This is a genomic window from Glaesserella sp., assembly GCF_041817755.1.
Classification (GTDB): domain Bacteria; phylum Pseudomonadota; class Gammaproteobacteria; order Enterobacterales; family Pasteurellaceae; genus Glaesserella.
The window spans coordinates 12,407-32,339 of the sequence record NZ_JBGYBX010000023.1 but is presented as its reverse complement, the minus strand read 5'-3'; the positions used below and the strand labels follow the sequence as shown (position 1 = coordinate 32,339).

Here is a 19,933-nt window from a genome sequence, read left to right as displayed (position 1 = left end):
AAAATCATCGGATCACACCGCTTGTTTATCTGTTTTGATCTGCCTTAAAGTTTGCTACACTGCCGTTTACTGACTGTTTTTAAAGAGAATTTATCGTGAAAGGTTTAGCTATTCGACTATGTATCGGTATCGCATTATTGCTATGGGCATGGGATATGGTTTTCCCGTGGCAAAAAGCGATGCAGGCCGAAGAAAACCGCTATGCGCAAATCCAGCAACGTCAGATGTTAAAAGTCGGCATGATTAATCACCCGATCTCTTATTTCATCGGTTCGGAAGGTAAATCCGGCATTGAATACGATCTTGCCAAAGCCTTTGCCGATTACATCGGCGTCAGTCTTGAAGTGGAATCCTATGAAAACAGTGAATTGCTGTTTAACGCACTCAAACATAATGAGGTCGATATTGCCGCCGCCGGACTCTTGTTTCAGCCTGAGCAAGCCGAGCAATTTCAAATCGGTGCCAGCTATTATTCCGCCTCATGGCAGGTCGTATATCGAAAAGGGACGACGCGCCCCTATAAGATTACCGATCTGAAAGGTGAATTGCTCGTTCCTGCCGGCAGTCCCGTGTTGCCGATCTTGCAAAACCTGCAAGAGAAAAATCCGACGTTAAAATGGAAAACGACCGATCAGTTCACTCAAGAAGAATTATTGATTCAAGTGGCAGAAGGGAAGATTCCGTATACGGTGGCGGTTTCCATCGACGTTTCCGCCGCGCAGCAAATCAAACCGAATGTTGCCGTCGGCTTTGATCTGACCGATGAAGTCCCGGTGGTATGGTATCTGCAGAATAACCCCTACAGCGAATTGCAGGCGGCGGTATTGGAGTTTCTCAATCAAGCCAATGAAACGGGTTTGATCTCCCGCATTGAAGAGAAATATTTTAATCACTTAGCGCGTTTTGATTATGTCGATACGCAAAGTTACTTAAAAGCGATTGAAAGCATTTTACCGCGTTATCAAGCGCTGTTTGAAAAGCATAATAACGGCATGGAATGGCAGATGTTGGCGGCAGTGGCCTATCAAGAATCGCATTGGGATCCGAACGCCACCTCACCGACCGGCGTACGAGGTATGATGATGCTGACGCGGGATACGGCGGAGCGCATGAATATCAGCGACCGAACCGATCCGGAACAAAGCATTAAAGGTGGGGCGGAGTATTTGCGATTATTGGTCAGCCAATTACCGCAAACCATCCCTCAAGAAGATCGCATTTGGTTCGGGCTGGCCGCATATAACATGGGCTTGGGGCATGTATTGGATGTTCGTCGCTTGACCAAACAACTGGGTGGCGACCCGGACAACTGGCTGGACGTGAAAAAGAATTTACCGCTGCTTGCTGAAAAACGTTATTATAAAAACCTGAAATACGGTTACGCGCGCGGCTTTGAAGCGTTTAGCTATGTGGAAAACATCCGCCGTTATTACAACAGCATCATGAACCATCAACGGGTCAAAGAGCAAGAAGCGCAACAAACGGAAAAAGCACAGCAAAATGAAACAATGATACCGAACGGTACTAAACCGACGGTTCAATCAGAAAAATAAGGATTCTTTATGTTTAGAAGACGTAAATTAAAACAAAAAACTAAGCGGCTATGCAGTAACAAAGCGCGCCGCATTTTACACATCCATAAATTAAAACGGCGAATTGCCGGCAGACAGCGCATCGGTTTCATGATGTTGCATCAACAATAAAAAAACAAGCGGTACGATTCTGCAAATAATTTGGAAAATCGTACCGCTTGTATATTCGGCTTACTTGTATTTATCCAAATACCGATAATAATTCATCCCGATCTTAAGCGCCATTTGTTTGACGAATTTTCCCCCTAAAATACTCGGTACTTTTAACGCTTCAAAAACGGCAAGACGTTCACCGTTCCCTTCAATCGCCTCGGCAATGATTCTTCCCGCCAGCCCCGTTAAGGCGACACCGTGTCCGGAAAAACCATGGGCAAAATAGATATTGGATCTGACCCGTCCGAAATGCGGGGTAGAATTAACGGTCATATCAACCGGCCCGCCCCAACCGTACTCAATCTTAACGCCTTCCAACTGCGGAAAGACTTCCAGCATATTGCGGCGCATCTTTTCGACCATATCGACGTTGCTGCTGGAATCACTGCCGAACAACAAACGGTTATCGGCGCTTAAACGGTAATAATCGAGAAAAATATTGTTATCGCAAACCGACATGCCGTTATTGATAATACTGTCCGCAACATGTTGTTCCAAACGTTCCGTGGCAATCATAAAACTTTCTATCGGTAAAATTTTACGGGCTATCTTAAAACTGATTTTTTTATTGGATTTGGCATCAATATACGCATTGGTCGCCAATACAACGTACTGTGCGGTCACTTCGCCTTCCGGTGTGGTAATCTTCGCCGTCTTACCGTTTGTCTGCAAATCCAACGCCGGAGTATGTTCATAAACGGAAACGCCGGCTTGCAAGCAGGCTTGTGCCAACCCCAAGCAATAGTTGAGCGGATGCAGATGCCCGGATTGGCTGTCATATAAACCGCCACAGTAAATTTTACTACCGACGTGCCGTTCAACTTTCGCTTTATCCCACAGTTGCATGTGCTGATAGCCGAACACGTCACGGCTGGCTTTTTCAATCGATACCAAGTCATTCAAACGGCGCTCGTTTAACGCCAATGTGGCGTAACCTTTTTTCCAATCGCATTGAATACCGTATTTGTTGATCCGCTGCTCGATAATCGCGATGGCTTCTAACGACATCTCCCACAACTGACGGGTTTTTTCAATACCGATTTGTTTAATATATTCATCAATACCTTCTTCAAAGCCGTTAATTGCCTGTCCGCCGTTACGCCCCGATGCCCCGAAACCAATCCGAGCGCCTTCAAGGACAATCACCCGTTTGCCTTTTTCGGCAAGCTCTAATGCGGCGGATAATCCGAAAAGTCCTCCGCCAATGACGCAAACGTCAGCGGACAGTTTTTGAGTTAAATTCGGTAATTGAAAATGAATATTTCGGGTATCGGAATAATACGTTCGAATATGTTCTTGATGTGCAAAGGTCAGCATAAAAACCGTTTATATACACTAAAATGAAAATCGGGAAGCACTTTGAAATGGCGCACCCGAGAGGATTCGAACCTCTGACCGCTCGGTTCGTAGCCGAGTACTCTATCCAGCTGAGCTACGGGTGCGTATTTGAAAAGAAACCGTGTTATTTAATTTATCTGCAACCATTTTATCTGATAGATAAAAATAAAATGGCGCACCCGAGAGGATTCGAACCTCTGACCGCTCGGTTCGTAGCCGAGTACTCTATCCAGCTGAGCTACGGGTGCGTGATAAAGTAAATGGCGGTGAGAGAGGGATTCGAACCCTCGATGGAGCTTTTGAACCCCATACTCCCTTAGCAGGGGAGCGCCTTCAGCCTGCTCGGCCATCTCACCACTCACTGTGTCTGTGGGCGTGCATGATACTAGGATATAAAAATATGTCAAACTCTTTTTCAAAAAAACGACGCATTTGGCTAGTTCCTAGGCAAAACGATGATTTTTACAACTTTTTAAAATAAATATCATAAATATCATAGAGTTAGCATATTTCCCCAAACAAACGCCGCCAAAAAGCGATCCCCGTTCGAACATCACCTGTTTGCTCTTTTTTCAATCAACTAGTCGCGGAAATTATTAAATTGGAACGGTTGTCCCAAATCGGCGCCTTTCACTAATTGAATCACCGCTTGCAAATCATCTCTCGATTTCCCGGTCACACGCACTTGTTCGCCTTGAATCTGCGTTTGCACCTTAATTTTAGACTCTTTAATCAATTTCGTGATTTTCTTCGCCATTTCGGTTTCAATGCCTTGCTTTAACTTCACTTCTTTACTGTAAAGTTTACCGTGATGCTCACTTTCCGTCGGAATATCAAGCGAAGTGCTATCAATATCACGTTTAATGCATGCACCGATTAAAATCTCGATTAATTGTTCCAATTGGAAATCCGATTCGGTCGTGACTTTAATCGTTTCATTTTTTTCATTTAATTCGATAACCGCTTCCACACCACGAAAATCATATCGGGTACTGAGAACGCGATTGGCGTTTTCCACCGCATTACGGACTTCGTGTAGGGTAATTTCAGATACAATATCAAAAGACGGCATATTATTTTCCTCTTACTTGGTTAAATAAATTTTTCGCATTTAATAATAAAACTAATGCGCTTAAATCCCCGAAGTTTACGACATATTCGGCTTGTTCCTGCACCTTAGGTTTGGCATGTAACGCCACGCCTAAGCTTGCCGCCGCCAACATCGGCAAATCGTTTGCACCATCACCGACGGCAACCCATTGACATTGCGGAATCTGAAAGTTTTCACCCAAACGCCGTAAGGTTTCGGCTTTATATTTTGCATCAACCACCTTTCCCAACACATTACCGGTTAATTTGCCGTCGATAATTTCCAACCGATTGGATACGGCAAAATCCAGCGCATGCTTTTCTTTTAGATAGTCTGCAAAATAATCAAACCCGCCCGACGCGATCGCCAGTTTCCAACCGTGTTGCTTCAAAATAGCCACCATTTGCTCAAAACCGTCCATTAGCGGTAGGTTTTCCCGTACTTTTTGCAAAATACCTTCAGGGGCATTTTCAAGGGTGCCGACACGTTTGCGCAAACTTTGTTCAAAATCCAACTCGCCACGCATTGCACTGGCAGTAATTGCCGAGACCATATCGCCCGTTCCCGCCAATTTGGCGATTTCATCAATACACTCAATCTTAATGGCGGTTGAATCCATGTCCATCACTAACAGCCCGGTTTGTGCTAACGTCGGTGTTATCGATAACTCGCTGAAATCCGCCTGTATAGCGGCAGCATTCTCACGTACACAAGCGGTCACTTCGCCTTGAAAAAATGCAATTCGGTAATCTAAATAATCCGTTACCCCCAACAATTCGGCTTCGGATTGTTCGGCAAATCGGCGGATTTGTTCTGAAGAGAGCGATTTCGCATAAATAAAAAAAGTGGTCTGCATATTTGTTCCGCATTAAAGAGAATGGAGGTGCGATCATATGAAAATAACGCACCGCTGTCTACCGAAGACAAGCCACTATACTATTGTTGATTTACAGGCTACAATCGCTGCGCTAATCCTAAGAGGGTATGTATGTATATTGCGCGTGAAAAACTCATCCGAATCAGTATTCTTTCTGCCGTTGTCGTCATCTGTGTGGCAATCGTCGGCATTATTTTAACCGGCGTCAGTCACTTCAAGCTGGGGTCGCAACTGGCCAGCATAAACCAAGTGTCAAACTTGTCTCATTTGTTGGTGCGCCAGCAAGCGAAGCTGTTTTCGATGATGCTGATGAAAAATGCCTCAAATGAAGAGCTGACCGAAGCGCTCGATACCTTCGTCAAAGAAGAGTTCGTGATTGACGCCAACCTCTATTCGACCGAGGGCGTTCTCATTGCACAAAGTAAAAATGCACTGCCGTTTCAACCGCAACATGTACAAGACGACGATGCTCATCCTGCCACACAACAAATTGTGGAACCGATTTTCGCTCAACAGGATTTAGTCGGCTTTTTGCGGGTGACCTTCGATTCGCAATATGCTCAAACAACCCGAAGTAAAGTGAACGAACTGTTTCATTTACTGTACGGCGAACTGGTCATCCTGTTCCTCGCCGGTGGATTATTCGTCAGTTGTTTCTATTATTTTGTCCGCAGACATCCGCATATTGTCAGCCTGCCGTTTAAATTGGTGCCGGAAAGCACCAAAACCCAAACGCAGCGTTTTCATTCCCGCCGCCGGGCTTTTCAGCGCAAGTGATTGTAATTTGACCCAGTGAGAGTATAATACCGCCCGTTTTTGCCAAAAAGGCATCAGTAAATTCATAACTCAAAGAGGAATCAATGGCTAAAGAAGATTGCATTGAAATGCAAGGTACGATTTTAGAAACCTTACCTAACACGATGTTTCGTGTCGAATTAGAAAACGGACATGTCGTCACCGCTCATATTTCAGGCAAAATGCGTAAGAACTACATCCGTATTTTAACCGGGGATAAAGTGACCGTTGAAATGACACCTTACGATTTAAGTAAAGGTCGTATTATTTTCCGCGCAAGATAAACCAAACAAAAACGGAAGCCATTGGCCTCCGTTTTGTTTTGGATGTTACAATTTTTCCGCTTTTTCGGGGAGCAATACCGGAATGCCGTTTACAATCGGGTACGCTACTTGCGCTTCACGACTGATTAAACGGTTATTCTCTTTATCCCACTCCAATTTGCCGTGGCTAATCGGGCAAGCAACGCTGTTAAGTAATTTTTCGTTCATGGTGTTTTCTCACTAAATCGAGGACGGGGTTCAATAAACAAGCGGTCTCTTTTTCGGAAAAATTTGCAGATACGGGGACGAACCACCAATTTCCCTGAGCAAAAGCGTTGCATTTGACCGCATCTTTCTCAGTCATCAACAAGGGAATATCGCCCTGTTGCAATGGTTGAATCATATGTTGCGAATAGGATTGATGATCGGCAAAGCTGTGCTCGGCGTGTAATTCAATCCCTAATGCCTTTAGCATGGTGAAAAAACGCGGCGGATAGCCGATCCCGGCAAATGCAACGGCCGGCTTGCGGGCGAAGTCGCCAAGCGGTTTCTGTTCCCCTGTTTTTAAATTGACGGCGATACGAGGAAGCAGTTGCATCAGGTATTCGCCGTTTTTTGCATTTTTTCCGTTACAAATGACCGCTTGTACCGATTTCAAACGGGACGGCAATTCCCGTAACGGACCGGCAGGTAGTAAAAAACCGTTACCGAAGCGGCGCTCACCGTCTACCACCACCCATTCCATATCCCGCTCAAGCGCATAATGCTGTAAACCGTCATCGGTCACAATGAGATCCAATTTATACTGTTCAAGCAACAATTCAATGCTTTGTTGACGATTCGGCGAAACTGCAACGGGAGCCCCGGTACGTCGGGTAATTAACACCGGTTCGTCACCCATCAAATTCGGATCACTTTCCGCACTCACCAACTGCGGGAAGATCTTGTTTTTACCGCCGTAACCGCGGGAAATCACACCGACGTTCATTCCTCTTTGTCGAAGTTGTTCGACCAACCAAATCACTACGGGGGTTTTACCGTTGCCACCGACCGTGATATTACCGACCACCAATACCGGTACCGGAGAGCGGTACGATTTCAGTATTTTTTTGCGGTATAACGCCATACGCAGTCGGCTGATCAGCCCAAAAAGGCAGGAAAAGGGCAGTAACAAATAAGTAAGGATATGTCGGGTTTGCCACAGTCTCATACTTTTTCTCTCTGTTTAGCGCAAAAGGACAAAAATCACCCCGTGATTTTTGCCCTCCGCCACGGTTACTCGACCTTCGGTTTTTCGCCTTTCTCAATACAGGCTTTGCCTACGGTTACTCTTTTCGCTTGAAGCGAAGGCAGATCATACATTGTATCAAGAAGCAGATTCTCGACGATTGAGCGCAATCCCCTTGCCCCTGTTTTACGGGAAATCGCTTTTTGGGCAATTGCCGTCAATGCTTCTTTGGTGAATTTCAGCTCAACCCCTTCCATTTTGAATAAGGCTTGGTATTGCTTGATAATGGCATTTTTCGGCTCGGTTAAGATCTTAATCAATGCCTCTTCATCCAACTCGGTTAATGGCGTGATGACAGGTAGTCGACCGATCAACTCGGGAATTAGACCGAACTTGACCAAATCTTCCGGTTCGACTTGTTTGAATAATGCCGTGAGCGCTTCGCGATCCTTATCTTTTTTCAATTCGGCACCAAAACCGATACCGCCTTGCGTATTGGTTCGCGCTTCAACGATTTTATCCAGTCCGACGAAAGCCCCGCCACAGATGAATAAGATTTTAGACGTATCGACCGGGATCGTTTCTTGTTTCGGGTGTTTGCGCCCGCCCTGCGGGTTAATATTCGCGATCGTACCTTCAACTAATTTCAGTAAGGCTTGTTGTACCCCTTCCCCCGATACATCCCGTGTTAGCGACGGATTTTCCGATTTGCGCGTGATTTTGTCGATTTCGTCAATAAAAATAATACCGCGCTCCGCTTGTTCTTGATCAAAATCGCATTTCATCAACAATTTTTGAATGACGTTTTCGACATCTTCGCCAACGTAGCCAGCTTGGGTTAATGTTGTCGCATCCGCCACCGCAAACGGTACGTTCAAGCGACGAGCCAAGCTTTCGGCAAGCAACGTTTTCCCGCTGCCGGTCGGTCCGATGAGTAGAATGTTACTTTTACCCAATTCGACGCCTTCGCTCTCGGTATTCCCCGAAATAGCGTTGCGTAAACGCTTATAGTGGTTATATACCGCCACGGATAAGACTTTCTTCGCATGTTCCTGCCCGATCACGTAATCGTCCAAATGCGCGTGAATTTCATGCGGGGTCGGCACTTTATCCAATACATCCCGGTTCACACCGGCGTTTTCATCAATAAGCGGTTCTTCTTCACCGTTTAACAATGCATAAGATTCTTCGATACACTCATTACAAATATGCCCTTCCGTACCTTCAATCAACGCATCGACCTCTGAACGGCGCTTTCCGCAGAAGCTGCAGTGCGGTTCTTTTTCAAAATTTGCCATTATTTTTTATCTCTATGGGTTACAACTGCATCAATTAAACCGTACGCTTTAGCTTCGTCGGCAGACATAAAATTATCGCGATCGGTGTCTCGTTCGACTTTTTCAATCGGCTGACCGGAATGTGCCGCCATGCGTTGATTCAACGTATGCTTAATTTGGAGAATTTCTTTCGCATGAATTTGAATATCCGATGCCTGACCGCGGAAACCACCGAGCGGCTGGTGAATCATCACGCGGGCATGCGGTAAGGCAAAGCGTTTGCCTTTGGCGCCGGCGGACAGTAAAAACGCCCCCATAGAACACGCTTGCCCGATACAAACCGTGCTGACATCCGGTTTAATGAAGTTCATGGTGTCGTAAATCGCCATACCCGCCGTCACGGAGCCGCCCGGTGAATTGATATAAATGCTGATGTCTTTTTCAGGATCTTCCGATTCTAAAAAAAGCAATTGCGCCACGATTAAATTTGCCATGTTATCTTCCACTTCACCGCTTAAAAAGATAATACGCTCTTTCAACAAGCGTGAATAAATATCGTAGGCACGTTCGCCTTTTGAGCTTTGCTCAACCACCATTGGAATGACGCTCATAGTTTGTTCCTTATGTAAATCAGTGAAAGTGCTCGATTCTAGCAAAATTTAGGGATTGCATAAAGTAGCGGGAAGATTACAATTTCGCTCCTGAAAAAGAGGAATTATGACATTACACGACATTTATACCCAATTCGACAATTGCAAATTTTGGGAAGAAAGATACCGCTTGTTAATTCAACTGAGCCGCAAACTTCCCCGTCCGACGGAAGAACAGCTGACCGTTTGGGCGGAAATCCCCGGCTGTGAAAGCCGTTTATGGTTTGAACTGACGACACAGCCCCGCCAAATTCATGCTTATAGTGAAGCCCGTTTAATGCAAGGATTGTTGTTTATTTTAATTACGGCATTGCATGAAGCCGATAACGATGGCTGGCGGCAATTTGATGTACAAAAACTGTTTGATGAATTGCAGATCGCCCGAAATTTGACCGCCACCAAGCTGAACGGATTGATGAAGATACAGGAGATTGTGCGACAAGCACGGTAATACAAAATCGGGCGAACCTTTCAGCCCGCCCGATTACGTGTAATCCGAAAAGATTAATCCGCCAATTTCGTACCGTAGAAGTAAGAATAGCCGAACGGACTTTGCTTATAATCTTGCACACGTTTTGTCGTCGGCGCAAAGTTGATCGAGTGAGCGACATTGATCCACGGCGCTTGCTCTTTTAACAACACTTGCGCTTCTTCATAAATTTTTGCCCGCTGTGCTTTGTCCGACAAGCCGATGGCTTTATGTAACATCGCATCTAATTCGGCATTTTTAAAACGCGCATAGTTACTGTTACCGACGTTCTCACTACCGAATAACGGCGATAAGAAGTTATCCGGATCACCGTTATCGCCCGACCAACCGTAAGTCCCTGCGGTAAGTTCGCCCGCTTTGGTACGTTTGATGTAATCTCCCCACTCATAGCTGACCAAATCGGCTTTCACACCGACTTTCGCCCAATCGTTTTGGACTAATTCCGCCATACGGCGCGGATTCGGATTAGATGCCCGTACGACTGGTTGCACCCAAATTTGCGTGGTAAAACCATTTTCCAATCCGGCTTCTTTTAACAGCGCTTTGGCTTTTTCCGGGTTATATTCATAACCGGTAATTTGATTGTTATATCCCCAAATCGTTGGCGGCAGCGGATTTTTCGCCGCAACACCGGCACCGCGGTAAACCGCATCGATAATCGCATTTTTATCCACCGCATAATTCAGCGCCTGACGGACTTTCACATTATCAAACGGTGCTTTTTCCGTATTAAAGGCAATATATGCAATATTTAAACCTTCTTGAGAAAGCAGGTTAATTTTCGGATCCGTTTTCATTTTCTCCAAATCCGCCGCATTCGGGAAGTCCATCATATCGCAAGTTCCCGCTTGTAATTTGGCATAACGTGTCGTTGCATCCGGAACAATGTCGAAGATCAAACGATCGATATCCGCTTTACCGTTCCAATATTCTTTATTTGCCAAAAAGCGGATACGCTGATCCAATTGATATCCCGAAAAGACGAACGGACCGGTACCGATTGGCGTCGTATCAATGACTTCCGGCGTTCCTGCGTTTAACATCTGATCGGCATACTCCGCCGAATAGATTGAGATAAAGTCCATGCCGAGGCTGGCTAAGAAAGTAGCATCTTGGCTGTTTAAGGTAATTTTTACCGTATGATCATCCACTTTCTCAACTGACTTTAACAGTTTCGGGAATTTCATCGCGTTAAAGTACGGATAGGTTGCTTTAGATACATTGTGATAAGGGTGATTTTTATCCAATTGACGTTGGAATGAAAAAACCACATCGTCCGCATTAAAATCGCGTGTCGGCTTGAAATCTTTATTTGAATGGAATTTCACACCTTTACGTAAATTAAAGGTATAAGTCAAACCGTCATCACTGATCGTCCAACTTTCCGCCAATGCCGGTTCAATCTCGGTTGAGCCGCGTTTAAACTCAACCAAGCGGTTATACACCTGTTGGGAGCTGGCATTATACGAAATGCCGTCCATCACCAATGCCGGGCTAAAACCCGACGGTGAACGGCTGACACAGTTCACAAAGGTTTTATCTGCAGCTTGTGCAACACCCGACAGTAACAGGGTGGTGGCAATAAAAGAAAGTTTGGTATTTAATTTCATATTGTCTCCGAATTGACATATCAATATAACGTTATGTGAAAGATACCGATTCTTGCTCGGAAGGTAAAGAACGAAAGGTAGGTTATTATAACTAAATAATATAAGCAACAAGCGGTTACTTTTTGCAAAATTTTTACCAAAAGTGACCGCTTGTATGTAGTGACGGTTAGCCGTTGTACTGTCGCATCAACTCGCCCGCTTTTTTGACCATCGCGGTGGAACCGACAAAAAACGGTACGCGCTGATGCAATTCCGTCGGTTGAAGATCCAAAATCGGATTAAAACCGTCCGTTGCCATACCACCGGCTTGCTCGGCTAAAAATGCCATCGGGTTGCCTTCGTACAACAAACGTAATTTCCCGTTCGGGTAGCTTTTCGCGCTCGGATAGATATAAATCCCGCCCTTCAATAAATTACGGTGAAAATCCGATACCAAGGAGCCGATATAACGTGAAGAATACGGACGTCCCGTCGCTTTGTCTTCTTCTTGGCAGAATTTGATGAATTTTTTCACGCCGTCAGGGAATTTCAGGTATTGCCCTTCATTAATCGAATAATATTTGCCGTCATAAGGCATTTTCATATTCGGATGAGAAAGAATAAACAAGCCTAACGACGGGTCGTAAGTAAAACCGTTTACCCCGTTGCCCGTGGTATACACCAACATGGTAGAAGAACCGTAGGTAACATACCCCGCCGCCACCTGCTTACGTCCCGGTTGAAGGAAGTCCTCCATGGTCACAGGTGTACCGATCGGCGAAACCCGTTTATAAATCGAAAAGATTGTACCGACCGAGACATTGACGTCAATATTGGATGAACCGTCGAGCGGATCGGTTAACAGGACATATTTGGCATGGCGACCGCGCTCGGTATCGAACGCCACAAAGGTATCATCCTCTTCCGAGGCGAATCCCGCAACGTCACCGCGGGCAATCAGGGCTTTTTTCATGGTTTCGTTGGCGAATACGTCCAATTTCATTTGGGTTTCACCCTGAATGTTTTCATCGCCGGATACACCTAAAATATCTTGGGTCAACCCCGCCCGATTGATATCACGGTGAATGATTTTTGCCGACAAACGAATAGAAGAAAGAATGCCGCTCAATTCACCGGTTGCTCCGGGGTATTCTGCTTGCCTTTCGACAATAAATTCGCCTAATGTTTTCATTTTAGTCTCCTTATTAGCTATTCAATTCGGTTTGCTTTATTATAGCCAGTCAAATTCACTCTCTCGGAAGCAAATGTTCGTTTTGAGACATTTGTCACAATTTATTTACTTTAAGGATTCAAATGAAACAGAAGCATATCCATATTTTAGGTATTTGCGGTACTTTTATGGGCGGCGTGGCGATTATCGCGCGGGAATTGGGTTATCGGGTTACCGGGTCAGACACCAATGTTTATCCGCCGATGAGTACCTTTTTAGAAAAAAGCGGCATTGAGATTATCCCGAATTATGATGTTGCCCAACTTCAACCGGCGCCGGATATGGTGATCATCGGCAATGCCATGAGTCGAGGCAACCCGTGCGTTGAATATGTTCTGAACCACCAACTGAATTTCACCTCCGGCCCGCAATGGCTGCATGACAACCTGCTGAAAGACCGTTGGGTACTCGCCGTGTCCGGTACACACGGAAAAACAACGACGACGGGGATGTTAAGCTGGATTTTAGATAAAAACGGCATCGATACCGGCTTTTTAATCGGCGGGGTATCCGGTAATTTCGGCATTTCCGCCCGTGCCGGTTCAAGCCGCTTTTTTGTGATTGAAGCCGACGAATACGACTCCGCTTTCTTTGACAAACGCTCAAAATTCGTCCATTACAATCCTAAAACGCTGATTATCAATAATATCGATTTTGATCACGCCGATATTTTTGATGATTTAAAAGCCATCCAACGGCAATTCCATCACCTCATTCGCGCTATGCCGCAAAACGGTTGTATTTTATCGGCAAAAGCCGATCATAACGTACAAGACACCTTGGCGATGGGCAGTTACAGCGCCTTGCAGTTTATCGGCAAAGAAAATGAATGGTATGCCGAGCCGATTAACTCGGATTGCACGCGTTTTAACGTGTATCATCGCGGTGAAAAAGCCGGTGAGGTCACGTGGTCGATTCTAGGCGAACATAATATGCACAATGCATTAATGGCGATTGCGGCAGCACACCATGCCGGCGTCGCAGTGAATGAAGCTTGTTCGGCGCTGTCTGGGTTTATTAACGCCAACCGCCGCTTGGAAGTAAAAGGCGAAGTCAACGGTATCACTGTATATGACGATTTTGCCCATCATCCGACAGCCATTAGTGCAACCCTTGCTGCCTTACGGGGGAAAGTCGGTCAATCGCAGCGTATTTTAGCTGTATTGGAACCACGTTCGAACACCATGAAAATGGGCGTGCATAAAGACGACATCGCACCGTCTCTTGCCGATGCCGATGAAGTTTTTGTTTTTCAACCGGAAACCATTCCATGGCATGTCAGCGAGATTACCCAAGCGCTGACGCAGCCGTCCGCTTGGTCTGCAAACATTGACGAACTCGTCGGCTTCATTACGGCCTCCGCCAAACCGGGCGATCATATTTTAGTGATGAGCAACGGTGCTTTCGGCGGTATTCACGCGAAATTGCTGGCGAGACTGTAAGAAAGCCAAAGCCCCGCAGAGAATTGCTCTGTGGGGTTTTTTGCAAAATATTCGTCGGATCCGACCGCTTGTATTAGGCTTTCGGTGCGCCGATCGGCAATACGGTACAGCCGAAGCTTTCATTAATAATTTCCGCTGCCGCTAAGTAGAATGCCAATAGTGCGGTTAATAAACCGAAATTGCCGCCGATATGGGTAATGACCGTGTTATGCGTGAAATCCCCCGCCGCCAACAGATAGAACGTGATGGTTAAGGAGAGGAAAATCGCTTGTAATGCGCGCGGTTTGGTCAACGTCCCGATAAACATCATTAATGTGAAGGTTCCCCACACCACTAAGTACCAGCCGACAAATTCCGCCGAAACGGTAGCGGCGAAAAAGACTTTCAATAATGCGAAAGACCACCAAAATGCGCCGTAACTGATAAACGCGGTAAAACCGAAGGTGTTACCTTTTGAGTATTCGAACATGCCGGCGATCATTTGTGCCGTACCGCCGAAGGCAAAACCCATTGCGAGCACCAAGCCGACGTTTTCGCCGCCGAAGGTGCCGTTATTGATTAAGCTGAGTAACCATGTTGTTAATGCAAATCCGCATAAGCCTAACGGACCCGGATTCGCTGTTGTTGAATTGTGAGCAGACATTTAAGACCTCTATTTTCGATTTGTTCTAAGTAAATTCCAGTATTTTTCATAAATGTCGATCGCATCGCCGACATCGCTTTGCAAAATACCTTTTTCAATTTCCTCAAGGGGCGGAAAGATTAACGGGTCGTTCACCGTTTCTGCCGGCAATAGCGCTTTCACGCCCTCGTTCGGCATGGAGAATCCCATTGTGTCAATCACCTCTTTTGCACTTTCGGGACGCAACAGAAAATCAATAAATTGATATGCCGCCTCCTTATTTTTGGCATGTTTAGGAATCACATAATTATCCATCCACAGTACCGCTCCCTCTTTCGGAAAGATAAAGCGGAGATTCGGATTTTCATGTTTGGCTCTGTATGCCGAACCTGTCCATTGCATACCGATTGCAACCTCGCCTTGTAAATAAGGCATTTCCGGCGAATCGGAATTAAACACCAACACATTCGGCATCAGTTTGGTTAGACGCTCGTAAGCCGATTTAATTTCCGCCGCCTGTTGTGTATTCGGGGAATGTCCGTCTAACAACAAGGCGATATGGAACACTTCGCGAGAGTCATTCATCAGCAACACTTTGCCTTTGAATTCGGGCTTCCATAAATCTCCCCAACCGGTAACGGTATTCGGGTCAATATCGGCAGCATTAACCCCGATGCCGGTTAACCCGTAGACATAGGGGAGAGAATATTTATTTTCGGGATCAAAGGGCAAACCCGTTAACGATTTACTGATATTATGTAAATTAGTCAACTTGGTTTTATCCAACTCGGCTAACATCCCTTCTTTTGCCATTTTACCGACATAGTAACTGGACGGAAAAACGATGTCGTATCCTTTGCCACCGGTTAACTTTAGCTTGGAATACATCTCTTCGTTACTTTCAAACGTCGAATAAATCACTTCGATACCGGTTTCTTTGGTAAATTTCTCCAGTAAGGAAGACGGAACATATTCCGTCCAATTATACACGTAGAGCTTTTCCGCCGCTTGAGCGGAAAGTGTAAGCACCGCACCGCATAAGGCAATCACATTAACAAAAAACCGTCGACCTAATTTAACCAATTCTCAGTCCCTCCGATAAAAAGCATGAATAACGAAAAAGCCCGAAGTATAACGACTTTGCACCCGTTTTTCCAACAGATTCCCCCAACAAGCGGTACGATCCCGATGATTTTTTGCAACATCGTACCACTGTCGCGTTAATCTATTCCCAAACTTTCCCAAATCTCATCAATACGTTTGACGACATCGGGATTTTTGGTAATCGGCGTCCCCCATTCTCGTTGGGTTTCGCCAGCCCATTTATTGGTGGCATCAATCCCCATTTTTGAGCCTAACCCAGCCACAGGGGACGCAAAATCAAGGTAATCAATCGGTGTATTTTCGATTAATGTCGTATCTCTTGCAGGGTCGCAACGAGTGGTAATCGCCCAGATCACATCTTTCCAATCTCTCGCATTGACATCATCATCACACACAATCACAAATTTGGTGTACATAAACTGCCGTAAAAACGACCAAACTCCCATCATTACTCGCTTGGCGTGTCCTGCGTATTGCTTTTTGATGGTCACTACCGCTAGGCGATAAGAACAGCCTTCGGGCGGTAAGTAGAAATCAACGATTTCAGGGAATTGCTTCTGTAAAATCGGGATAAACACTTCATTCAAGGCTTCACCTAAGACCGCAGGTTCATCAGGCGGTCTGCCCGTGTAGGTGGAATGATAGATGGCATCTTTTCGCATGGTAATATGCGTTACGGTAAACACAGGGAAATACTCTTGTTCATTGTAATACCCCGTATGATCGCCGTAAGGTCCTTCCAACGCCGTTTCGTTCAGATCGATATAGCCTTCAAGTACAATCTCCGCACTGGCAGGCACTTCCAAATCATTGCTGATAGATTTCACCACTTCGGTTTTGTGTCCACGCAATAACCCTGCAAAGGCATATTCCGATAAGGTATCAGGGATCGGCGTAACGGCGGCTAAAATCGTAGCAGGATCTGCCCCTAATGCGACGGAAACAGGAAACGGCTTATCAGGGTTAGCTTCTTTCCACTCTTGGAAATCCAACGCACCGCCACGATGCGACAGCCAACGCATAATCAGCTTATTTTTGCCGATCAACTGCTGGCGATAAATCCCCAAATTTAACCGCTTTTTATAAGGACCTTGCGTAATGGTTAAACCCCAAGTGACAAGCGGTGCGACATCACCTTGCCAGCAGTGCATAATCGGCAGTTGATACAAATCGACATCATCACCCGAGATCACCACTTGCTGACAATCTGCTTTACTCAACACCTTACTTGGCATATTCAGCACTTGCTTCCATTGTGGCAACTGTCCGATTAGATCTTTAAAGCCTTTTGGCGGTTCGGGTTCTTTTAAGAACGCCAACAACTTGCCGAGCTCTCGCAAGGCTTTAGTATCTTCTTGCCCCATCCCTATTGCCACACGTTCCGGCGTACCGAACAGATTGCACAGTACAGGCATTTTGTAGCCTTTCGGGTTTTCAAATAAAAGAGCCGGACCGCCTTTACGCAAAGTACGATCCGCAATCTCGGTCATTTCCAAATAAGGATCGATCTCTTGAGTAATGCGCTTCAGTTCGCCTTTTTGCTCAAGCAGATCGAGAAATTCTCGCAGGTTTTTGTATTTCATTGGATTCTCCACATCATTGGCGGAAGTATAGCAAAATTTTAACGAAATCTAACCGCTTGCAAGCGGTCGGTTTCAGCCAAAATTTTGCAAATATAATACCCATAAAAAAATTATAGAAATTTAATAAAATTCTGATAATATCTCGCCACTTAATTTGAAAGGAGATTGTTATGTTGAGAAAAAGCTTATTAACCTTTGCTCTGTTCGGTGCTGCCACCGTAGCAAACGCCGATGTGTTAACAACGGTAAAACCGCTCGGTTTTATTGCCGATGCGATTACTGACGGTGTGACAGAAACCAAAGTATTATTGCCAGTCAGTGCGTCGCCGCACGATTACAGCTTAAAACCGTCCGATGTTGAACAACTTCAATCGGCACAGCTCGTGGTATGGATTGGCGAAGAGATGGAATCTTTTTTAGAGAAAAGCATTGAGAAACTACCGAAAGAGAAAGTGCTGACACTTGAGAGTGTTGAAGCGATTAAGGAAATTGTCGAACATTCAGGCGAAGAAAAAGAAGAACATCACGATCATAAAGATGATCATAAACACGAACATAAACATTCCCATAACCACGCTCACGATGGGCATAGCCACGACGAAGATTGGCATATTTGGTTATCACCTAAAGCGAGTGAACATATCGCCGAGCAAATTGCCGAGCGTTTAAGTCAACAGTTACCTGAACAAAAAGCAAAAATTGCAGAGAATTTGGCGAATTTTAAAGCGACATTGGCAACAAAAAATAGCGAAATTGTAAAACAGTTAGAGCCTGTAAAATCAAAAGGTTACTACACTTTTCACGACGCTTATGGCTACTTTGAAGAGGCTTATGGATTGAAATCGTTAGGTTCATTCACGATCAATCCAACCGTTGCACCAGGGGCAAAAACCTTAAATGCGATTAAGAAAAATATTGCTCAGAATAAAGCACAATGTTTATTTGCAGAGCCACAATTTACGCCAAAAGTGATTGAGAGCTTAAGCAAAGGCACATCGGCAAAAGTGGGGCAATTAGATCCATTAGGGGCGAAAATTGAATTAAGTAAAAACGCCTATCTAGAATTTTTACAATCGTTAGCCGATCAGTTTAGTGATTGTTTAACTAAATAGCCTCATTACTGCCCCGTTTGTCGGGGCTTATTTATAGTAGCGGGCTGGAAAGATAAAAAAGTTTTTCGGTGATCCGCTTATATAGCGGACGGGATGCCCATTGTTCGGCATCAACCTGTGTGGATGACTCAAGATAGTCTTGCTGTAATCGGCTGACTTGCGTTGCAAAATCGGCATCATCGACAATCATCGTCACTTCAAAATTAAGCAAGAAGCTACGAATATCCATATTCACCGAACCGATCAGTACTAAGCGTTCGTCAATCACAATGCTTTTAGTGTGCAATAATCCTTCTTCAAAACGATAAATTTGCACACCGGCTTCGAGTAATTCGTCAAAGAAATAGCGGCTTGCCCATTCTACCATGGTAGAGTCATTTCGTTCCGGAACGATGATTTTTACGGAAATACCTCTTAATGCAGCACTTTCCAACGCATTAGCAATTTCAGCGCTCGGCACAAAATAAGGGGTGGTGATCACAATACTGCTACGGGCGGAATAGATGGCGGTTGCTAAAGCACGCGGCATTAATTCTTTATTTTCATTCGGACCGGAAGGGAGAATTTGGACGGCATGTTGATTATCCGACTCCACCGGTAACAAATGCTCATCCGGGTGAGGGGGTAATGCATCGATTTCCGCTTCAATCTGCCAATCCCAAGAATGTAACGCCGCCAATACCGTCGATACCGGTCCGTTGATCCGAACCATGACATCAATCCATTGCCCGACGTGTTGATCTTGCTTGAAGTAAGCCGGATCCACCATATTCATACTACCGGTATAGGCAATGTGGTTATCAATGACAATAATTTTGCGATGTTGGCGTAAATCAATGCGGTTTAAAAAGACCCGCCATACCTTAACTTTAAGCGCTTCCGCAATGTCAATTCCGTTGTTTAACATCTGATGATATTGTTCACTGCCGATAAAAGACGAGCTGCCGACGGCATCTAATAAAATTTGGACTTTCACACCGCGTTGACTAGCTTTCATCAGTGCTTCGGAAACATCATCGACCATCCCTCCGTTATGCCAAATATAAAACACCATGCGAATATCCGTTTCCGCCAGCTGAATATCGCGGATAATCTGTCTCATAATGGTATCGGGCGACGAAAACAGCTTTAATTCATTACCGGCAACACAAGGAATTTGTAACTGTCGTTGGCAAAGTTCAAAGAGAGAAAGATAACGTCCGGATATGTTTTGGCGTAATAAATGCGGATGTCGTTGAAGTTGTTTGAACCACTCCTGATAAATCGGTGCTAAGGCGTTGGATTTTTCCGCATGTTTACGACCAAGGGTCACTTCACCAAAAAGCAGATAAATAATTAGCCCGACAATCGGTACTAAATAAATCAGCATAATCCAAGAAATCGTCGTCGAATTAGATTGTTTTTTCGTTAATAAACGTAACGTGACGGAAGCCATCGCAAACCAAAACAATAACGGCGAAACAATCGAAATTACTTGTGCCAATGTAATACTCATCG

The 19,933-nt window shown here is 45.1% G+C and carries 20 protein-coding genes and 3 tRNA genes; 7 read left to right on the top strand and 16 right to left on the bottom strand.

All coding sequences use genetic code 11. From position 1 onward, the window contains the following. The first annotated feature begins 95 nt into the window (after nt 1-95). Both mltF and ACEYKX_RS02745 read left to right on the top strand, forming a co-directional pair. Entirely contained in the window at nt 96-1,553 is a 1,458-nt protein-coding gene (gene mltF / locus ACEYKX_RS02750; protein WP_373767037.1) for a membrane-bound lytic murein transglycosylase MltF, read from the top strand. 9 nt (nt 1,554-1,562) lie between these two features. Beyond that, the gene (locus ACEYKX_RS02745) at nt 1,563-1,703 is read left to right on the top strand and encodes a hypothetical protein (protein WP_373767038.1); all 141 of its coding nucleotides are present in this window, start codon (nt 1,563-1,565) and stop codon (nt 1,701-1,703) included. A 60-nt stretch (nt 1,704-1,763) separates the two neighbouring features. On the opposite strand, the gene ACEYKX_RS02740 is transcribed toward ACEYKX_RS02745, so the two are convergent. The 6 genes from ACEYKX_RS02740 to serB form a co-directional block, all read right to left on the bottom strand. Then, on the bottom strand, nt 1,764-3,062 hold the full coding sequence (locus ACEYKX_RS02740; protein ID WP_373767039.1) for an NAD(P)/FAD-dependent oxidoreductase: 1,299 nt from the start codon (nt 3,060-3,062) through the stop codon (nt 1,764-1,766). 48 nt (nt 3,063-3,110) lie between these two features. Further along, a tRNA-Arg gene (locus tag ACEYKX_RS02735) sits at nt 3,111-3,187 on the bottom strand. 67 nt (nt 3,188-3,254) lie between these two features. Further along, nucleotides 3,255-3,331, bottom strand: a tRNA-Arg gene (locus tag ACEYKX_RS02730). A gap of 13 nt (nt 3,332-3,344) precedes the next feature. Beyond that, a tRNA-Ser gene (locus ACEYKX_RS02725) sits at nt 3,345-3,439 on the bottom strand. A 224-nt stretch (nt 3,440-3,663) separates the two neighbouring features. Next, nucleotides 3,664-4,155 (bottom strand): YajQ family cyclic di-GMP-binding protein, encoded by a 492-nt coding sequence (locus ACEYKX_RS02720; protein ID WP_373767040.1) that lies wholly within the window; start codon nt 4,153-4,155, stop codon nt 3,664-3,666. 1 nt (nt 4,156) lies between these two features. Continuing rightward, a complete protein-coding gene (serB, locus tag ACEYKX_RS02715; protein WP_373767041.1) occupies nt 4,157-5,029 on the bottom strand; it encodes a phosphoserine phosphatase SerB in 873 nt (290 codons plus the stop codon). A 132-nt stretch (nt 5,030-5,161) separates the two neighbouring features. Here serB and ACEYKX_RS02710 point away from each other — a divergent pair, with 132 nt between their 5' ends. Both ACEYKX_RS02710 and infA read left to right on the top strand, forming a co-directional pair. Then, the gene (locus ACEYKX_RS02710) at nt 5,162-5,827 is read left to right on the top strand and encodes a YtjB family periplasmic protein (RefSeq protein WP_373767042.1); all 666 of its coding nucleotides are present in this window, start codon (nt 5,162-5,164) and stop codon (nt 5,825-5,827) included. 83 nt (nt 5,828-5,910) lie between these two features. Continuing rightward, nucleotides 5,911-6,129, top strand: a complete 219-nt coding sequence (gene infA / locus ACEYKX_RS02705; RefSeq protein ID WP_005712424.1) for a translation initiation factor IF-1 — start codon at nt 5,911-5,913, stop codon at nt 6,127-6,129. 45 nt (nt 6,130-6,174) lie between these two features. Here infA and ACEYKX_RS02700 read toward each other — a convergent pair whose 3' ends face one another. The 4 genes from ACEYKX_RS02700 to clpP form a co-directional block, all read right to left on the bottom strand. Further along, entirely contained in the window at nt 6,175-6,336 is a 162-nt protein-coding gene (locus ACEYKX_RS02700; RefSeq protein WP_373767043.1) for a Trm112 family protein, read from the bottom strand. Beyond that, nucleotides 6,317-7,318 (bottom strand): tetraacyldisaccharide 4'-kinase, encoded by a 1,002-nt coding sequence (gene lpxK, locus ACEYKX_RS02695; RefSeq protein ID WP_373767044.1) that lies wholly within the window; start codon nt 7,316-7,318, stop codon nt 6,317-6,319. Before lpxK ends, ACEYKX_RS02700 begins: the two co-directional genes overlap by 20 nt. Before the next feature lie 65 nt (nt 7,319-7,383). After that, complete coding sequence (gene clpX, locus ACEYKX_RS02690) at nt 7,384-8,634, bottom strand: ATP-dependent protease ATP-binding subunit ClpX (RefSeq protein ID WP_373767045.1); 1,251 nt, start codon at nt 8,632-8,634, stop codon at nt 7,384-7,386. Then, nucleotides 8,634-9,269, bottom strand: coding sequence for an ATP-dependent Clp endopeptidase proteolytic subunit ClpP (gene clpP / locus ACEYKX_RS02685; protein WP_373767046.1), 636 nt, complete (start codon nt 9,267-9,269; stop codon nt 8,634-8,636). The genes clpX and clpP overlap by 1 nt, the downstream gene beginning before the upstream one ends. A gap of 61 nt (nt 9,270-9,330) precedes the next feature. On the opposite strand from clpP, the gene ACEYKX_RS02680 reads away from it, so the two are divergent. Beyond that, nucleotides 9,331-9,714 (top strand): SufE family protein, encoded by a 384-nt coding sequence (locus ACEYKX_RS02680; protein ID WP_373767047.1) that lies wholly within the window; start codon nt 9,331-9,333, stop codon nt 9,712-9,714. A gap of 53 nt (nt 9,715-9,767) precedes the next feature. Here ACEYKX_RS02680 and ACEYKX_RS02675 read toward each other — a convergent pair whose 3' ends face one another. Together ACEYKX_RS02675 and fbp are read right to left on the bottom strand one after the other, a co-directional pair. Beyond that, nucleotides 9,768-11,363 (bottom strand): ABC transporter substrate-binding protein, encoded by a 1,596-nt coding sequence (locus tag ACEYKX_RS02675; protein WP_373767048.1) that lies wholly within the window; start codon nt 11,361-11,363, stop codon nt 9,768-9,770. Nucleotides 11,364-11,529: 166 nt separating this feature from the next. After that, entirely contained in the window at nt 11,530-12,534 is a 1,005-nt protein-coding gene (fbp, locus tag ACEYKX_RS02670) for a class 1 fructose-bisphosphatase (RefSeq protein ID WP_373767049.1), read from the bottom strand. A gap of 122 nt (nt 12,535-12,656) precedes the next feature. On the opposite strand from fbp, the gene mpl reads away from it, so the two are divergent. Then, complete coding sequence (gene mpl, locus ACEYKX_RS02665) at nt 12,657-14,015, top strand: UDP-N-acetylmuramate:L-alanyl-gamma-D-glutamyl-meso-diaminopimelate ligase (protein WP_373767050.1); 1,359 nt, start codon at nt 12,657-12,659, stop codon at nt 14,013-14,015. A 73-nt stretch (nt 14,016-14,088) separates the two neighbouring features. On the opposite strand, the gene ACEYKX_RS02660 is transcribed toward mpl, so the two are convergent. The 3 genes from ACEYKX_RS02660 to ubiD form a co-directional block, all read right to left on the bottom strand. After that, a complete protein-coding gene (locus tag ACEYKX_RS02660) occupies nt 14,089-14,658 on the bottom strand; it encodes an acetate uptake transporter (RefSeq protein WP_373767051.1) in 570 nt (189 codons plus the stop codon). A 9-nt stretch (nt 14,659-14,667) separates the two neighbouring features. Next, nucleotides 14,668-15,720 (bottom strand): extracellular solute-binding protein, encoded by a 1,053-nt coding sequence (locus ACEYKX_RS02655; protein ID WP_373780417.1) that lies wholly within the window; start codon nt 15,718-15,720, stop codon nt 14,668-14,670. Nucleotides 15,721-15,857: 137 nt separating this feature from the next. Continuing rightward, nucleotides 15,858-17,324 carry a 4-hydroxy-3-polyprenylbenzoate decarboxylase gene (gene ubiD, locus ACEYKX_RS02650; RefSeq protein WP_373767053.1) on the bottom strand — a complete coding sequence of 489 codons (1,467 nt, stop codon included), beginning with the start codon at nt 17,322-17,324 and terminating at the stop codon, nt 15,858-15,860. Between the two features lie 170 nt (nt 17,325-17,494). Here ubiD and znuA point away from each other — a divergent pair, with 170 nt between their 5' ends. Further along, a complete protein-coding gene (znuA, locus tag ACEYKX_RS02645; protein ID WP_373767054.1) occupies nt 17,495-18,436 on the top strand; it encodes a zinc ABC transporter substrate-binding protein ZnuA in 942 nt (313 codons plus the stop codon). A 31-nt stretch (nt 18,437-18,467) separates the two neighbouring features. Here the strand turns inward: znuA and cls are convergent, their stop codons facing one another. Beyond that, nucleotides 18,468-19,925 (bottom strand): cardiolipin synthase, encoded by a 1,458-nt coding sequence (gene cls, locus ACEYKX_RS02640; RefSeq protein ID WP_373767066.1) that lies wholly within the window; start codon nt 19,923-19,925, stop codon nt 18,468-18,470. Between the last annotated feature and the right edge of the window lie 8 nt (nt 19,926-19,933).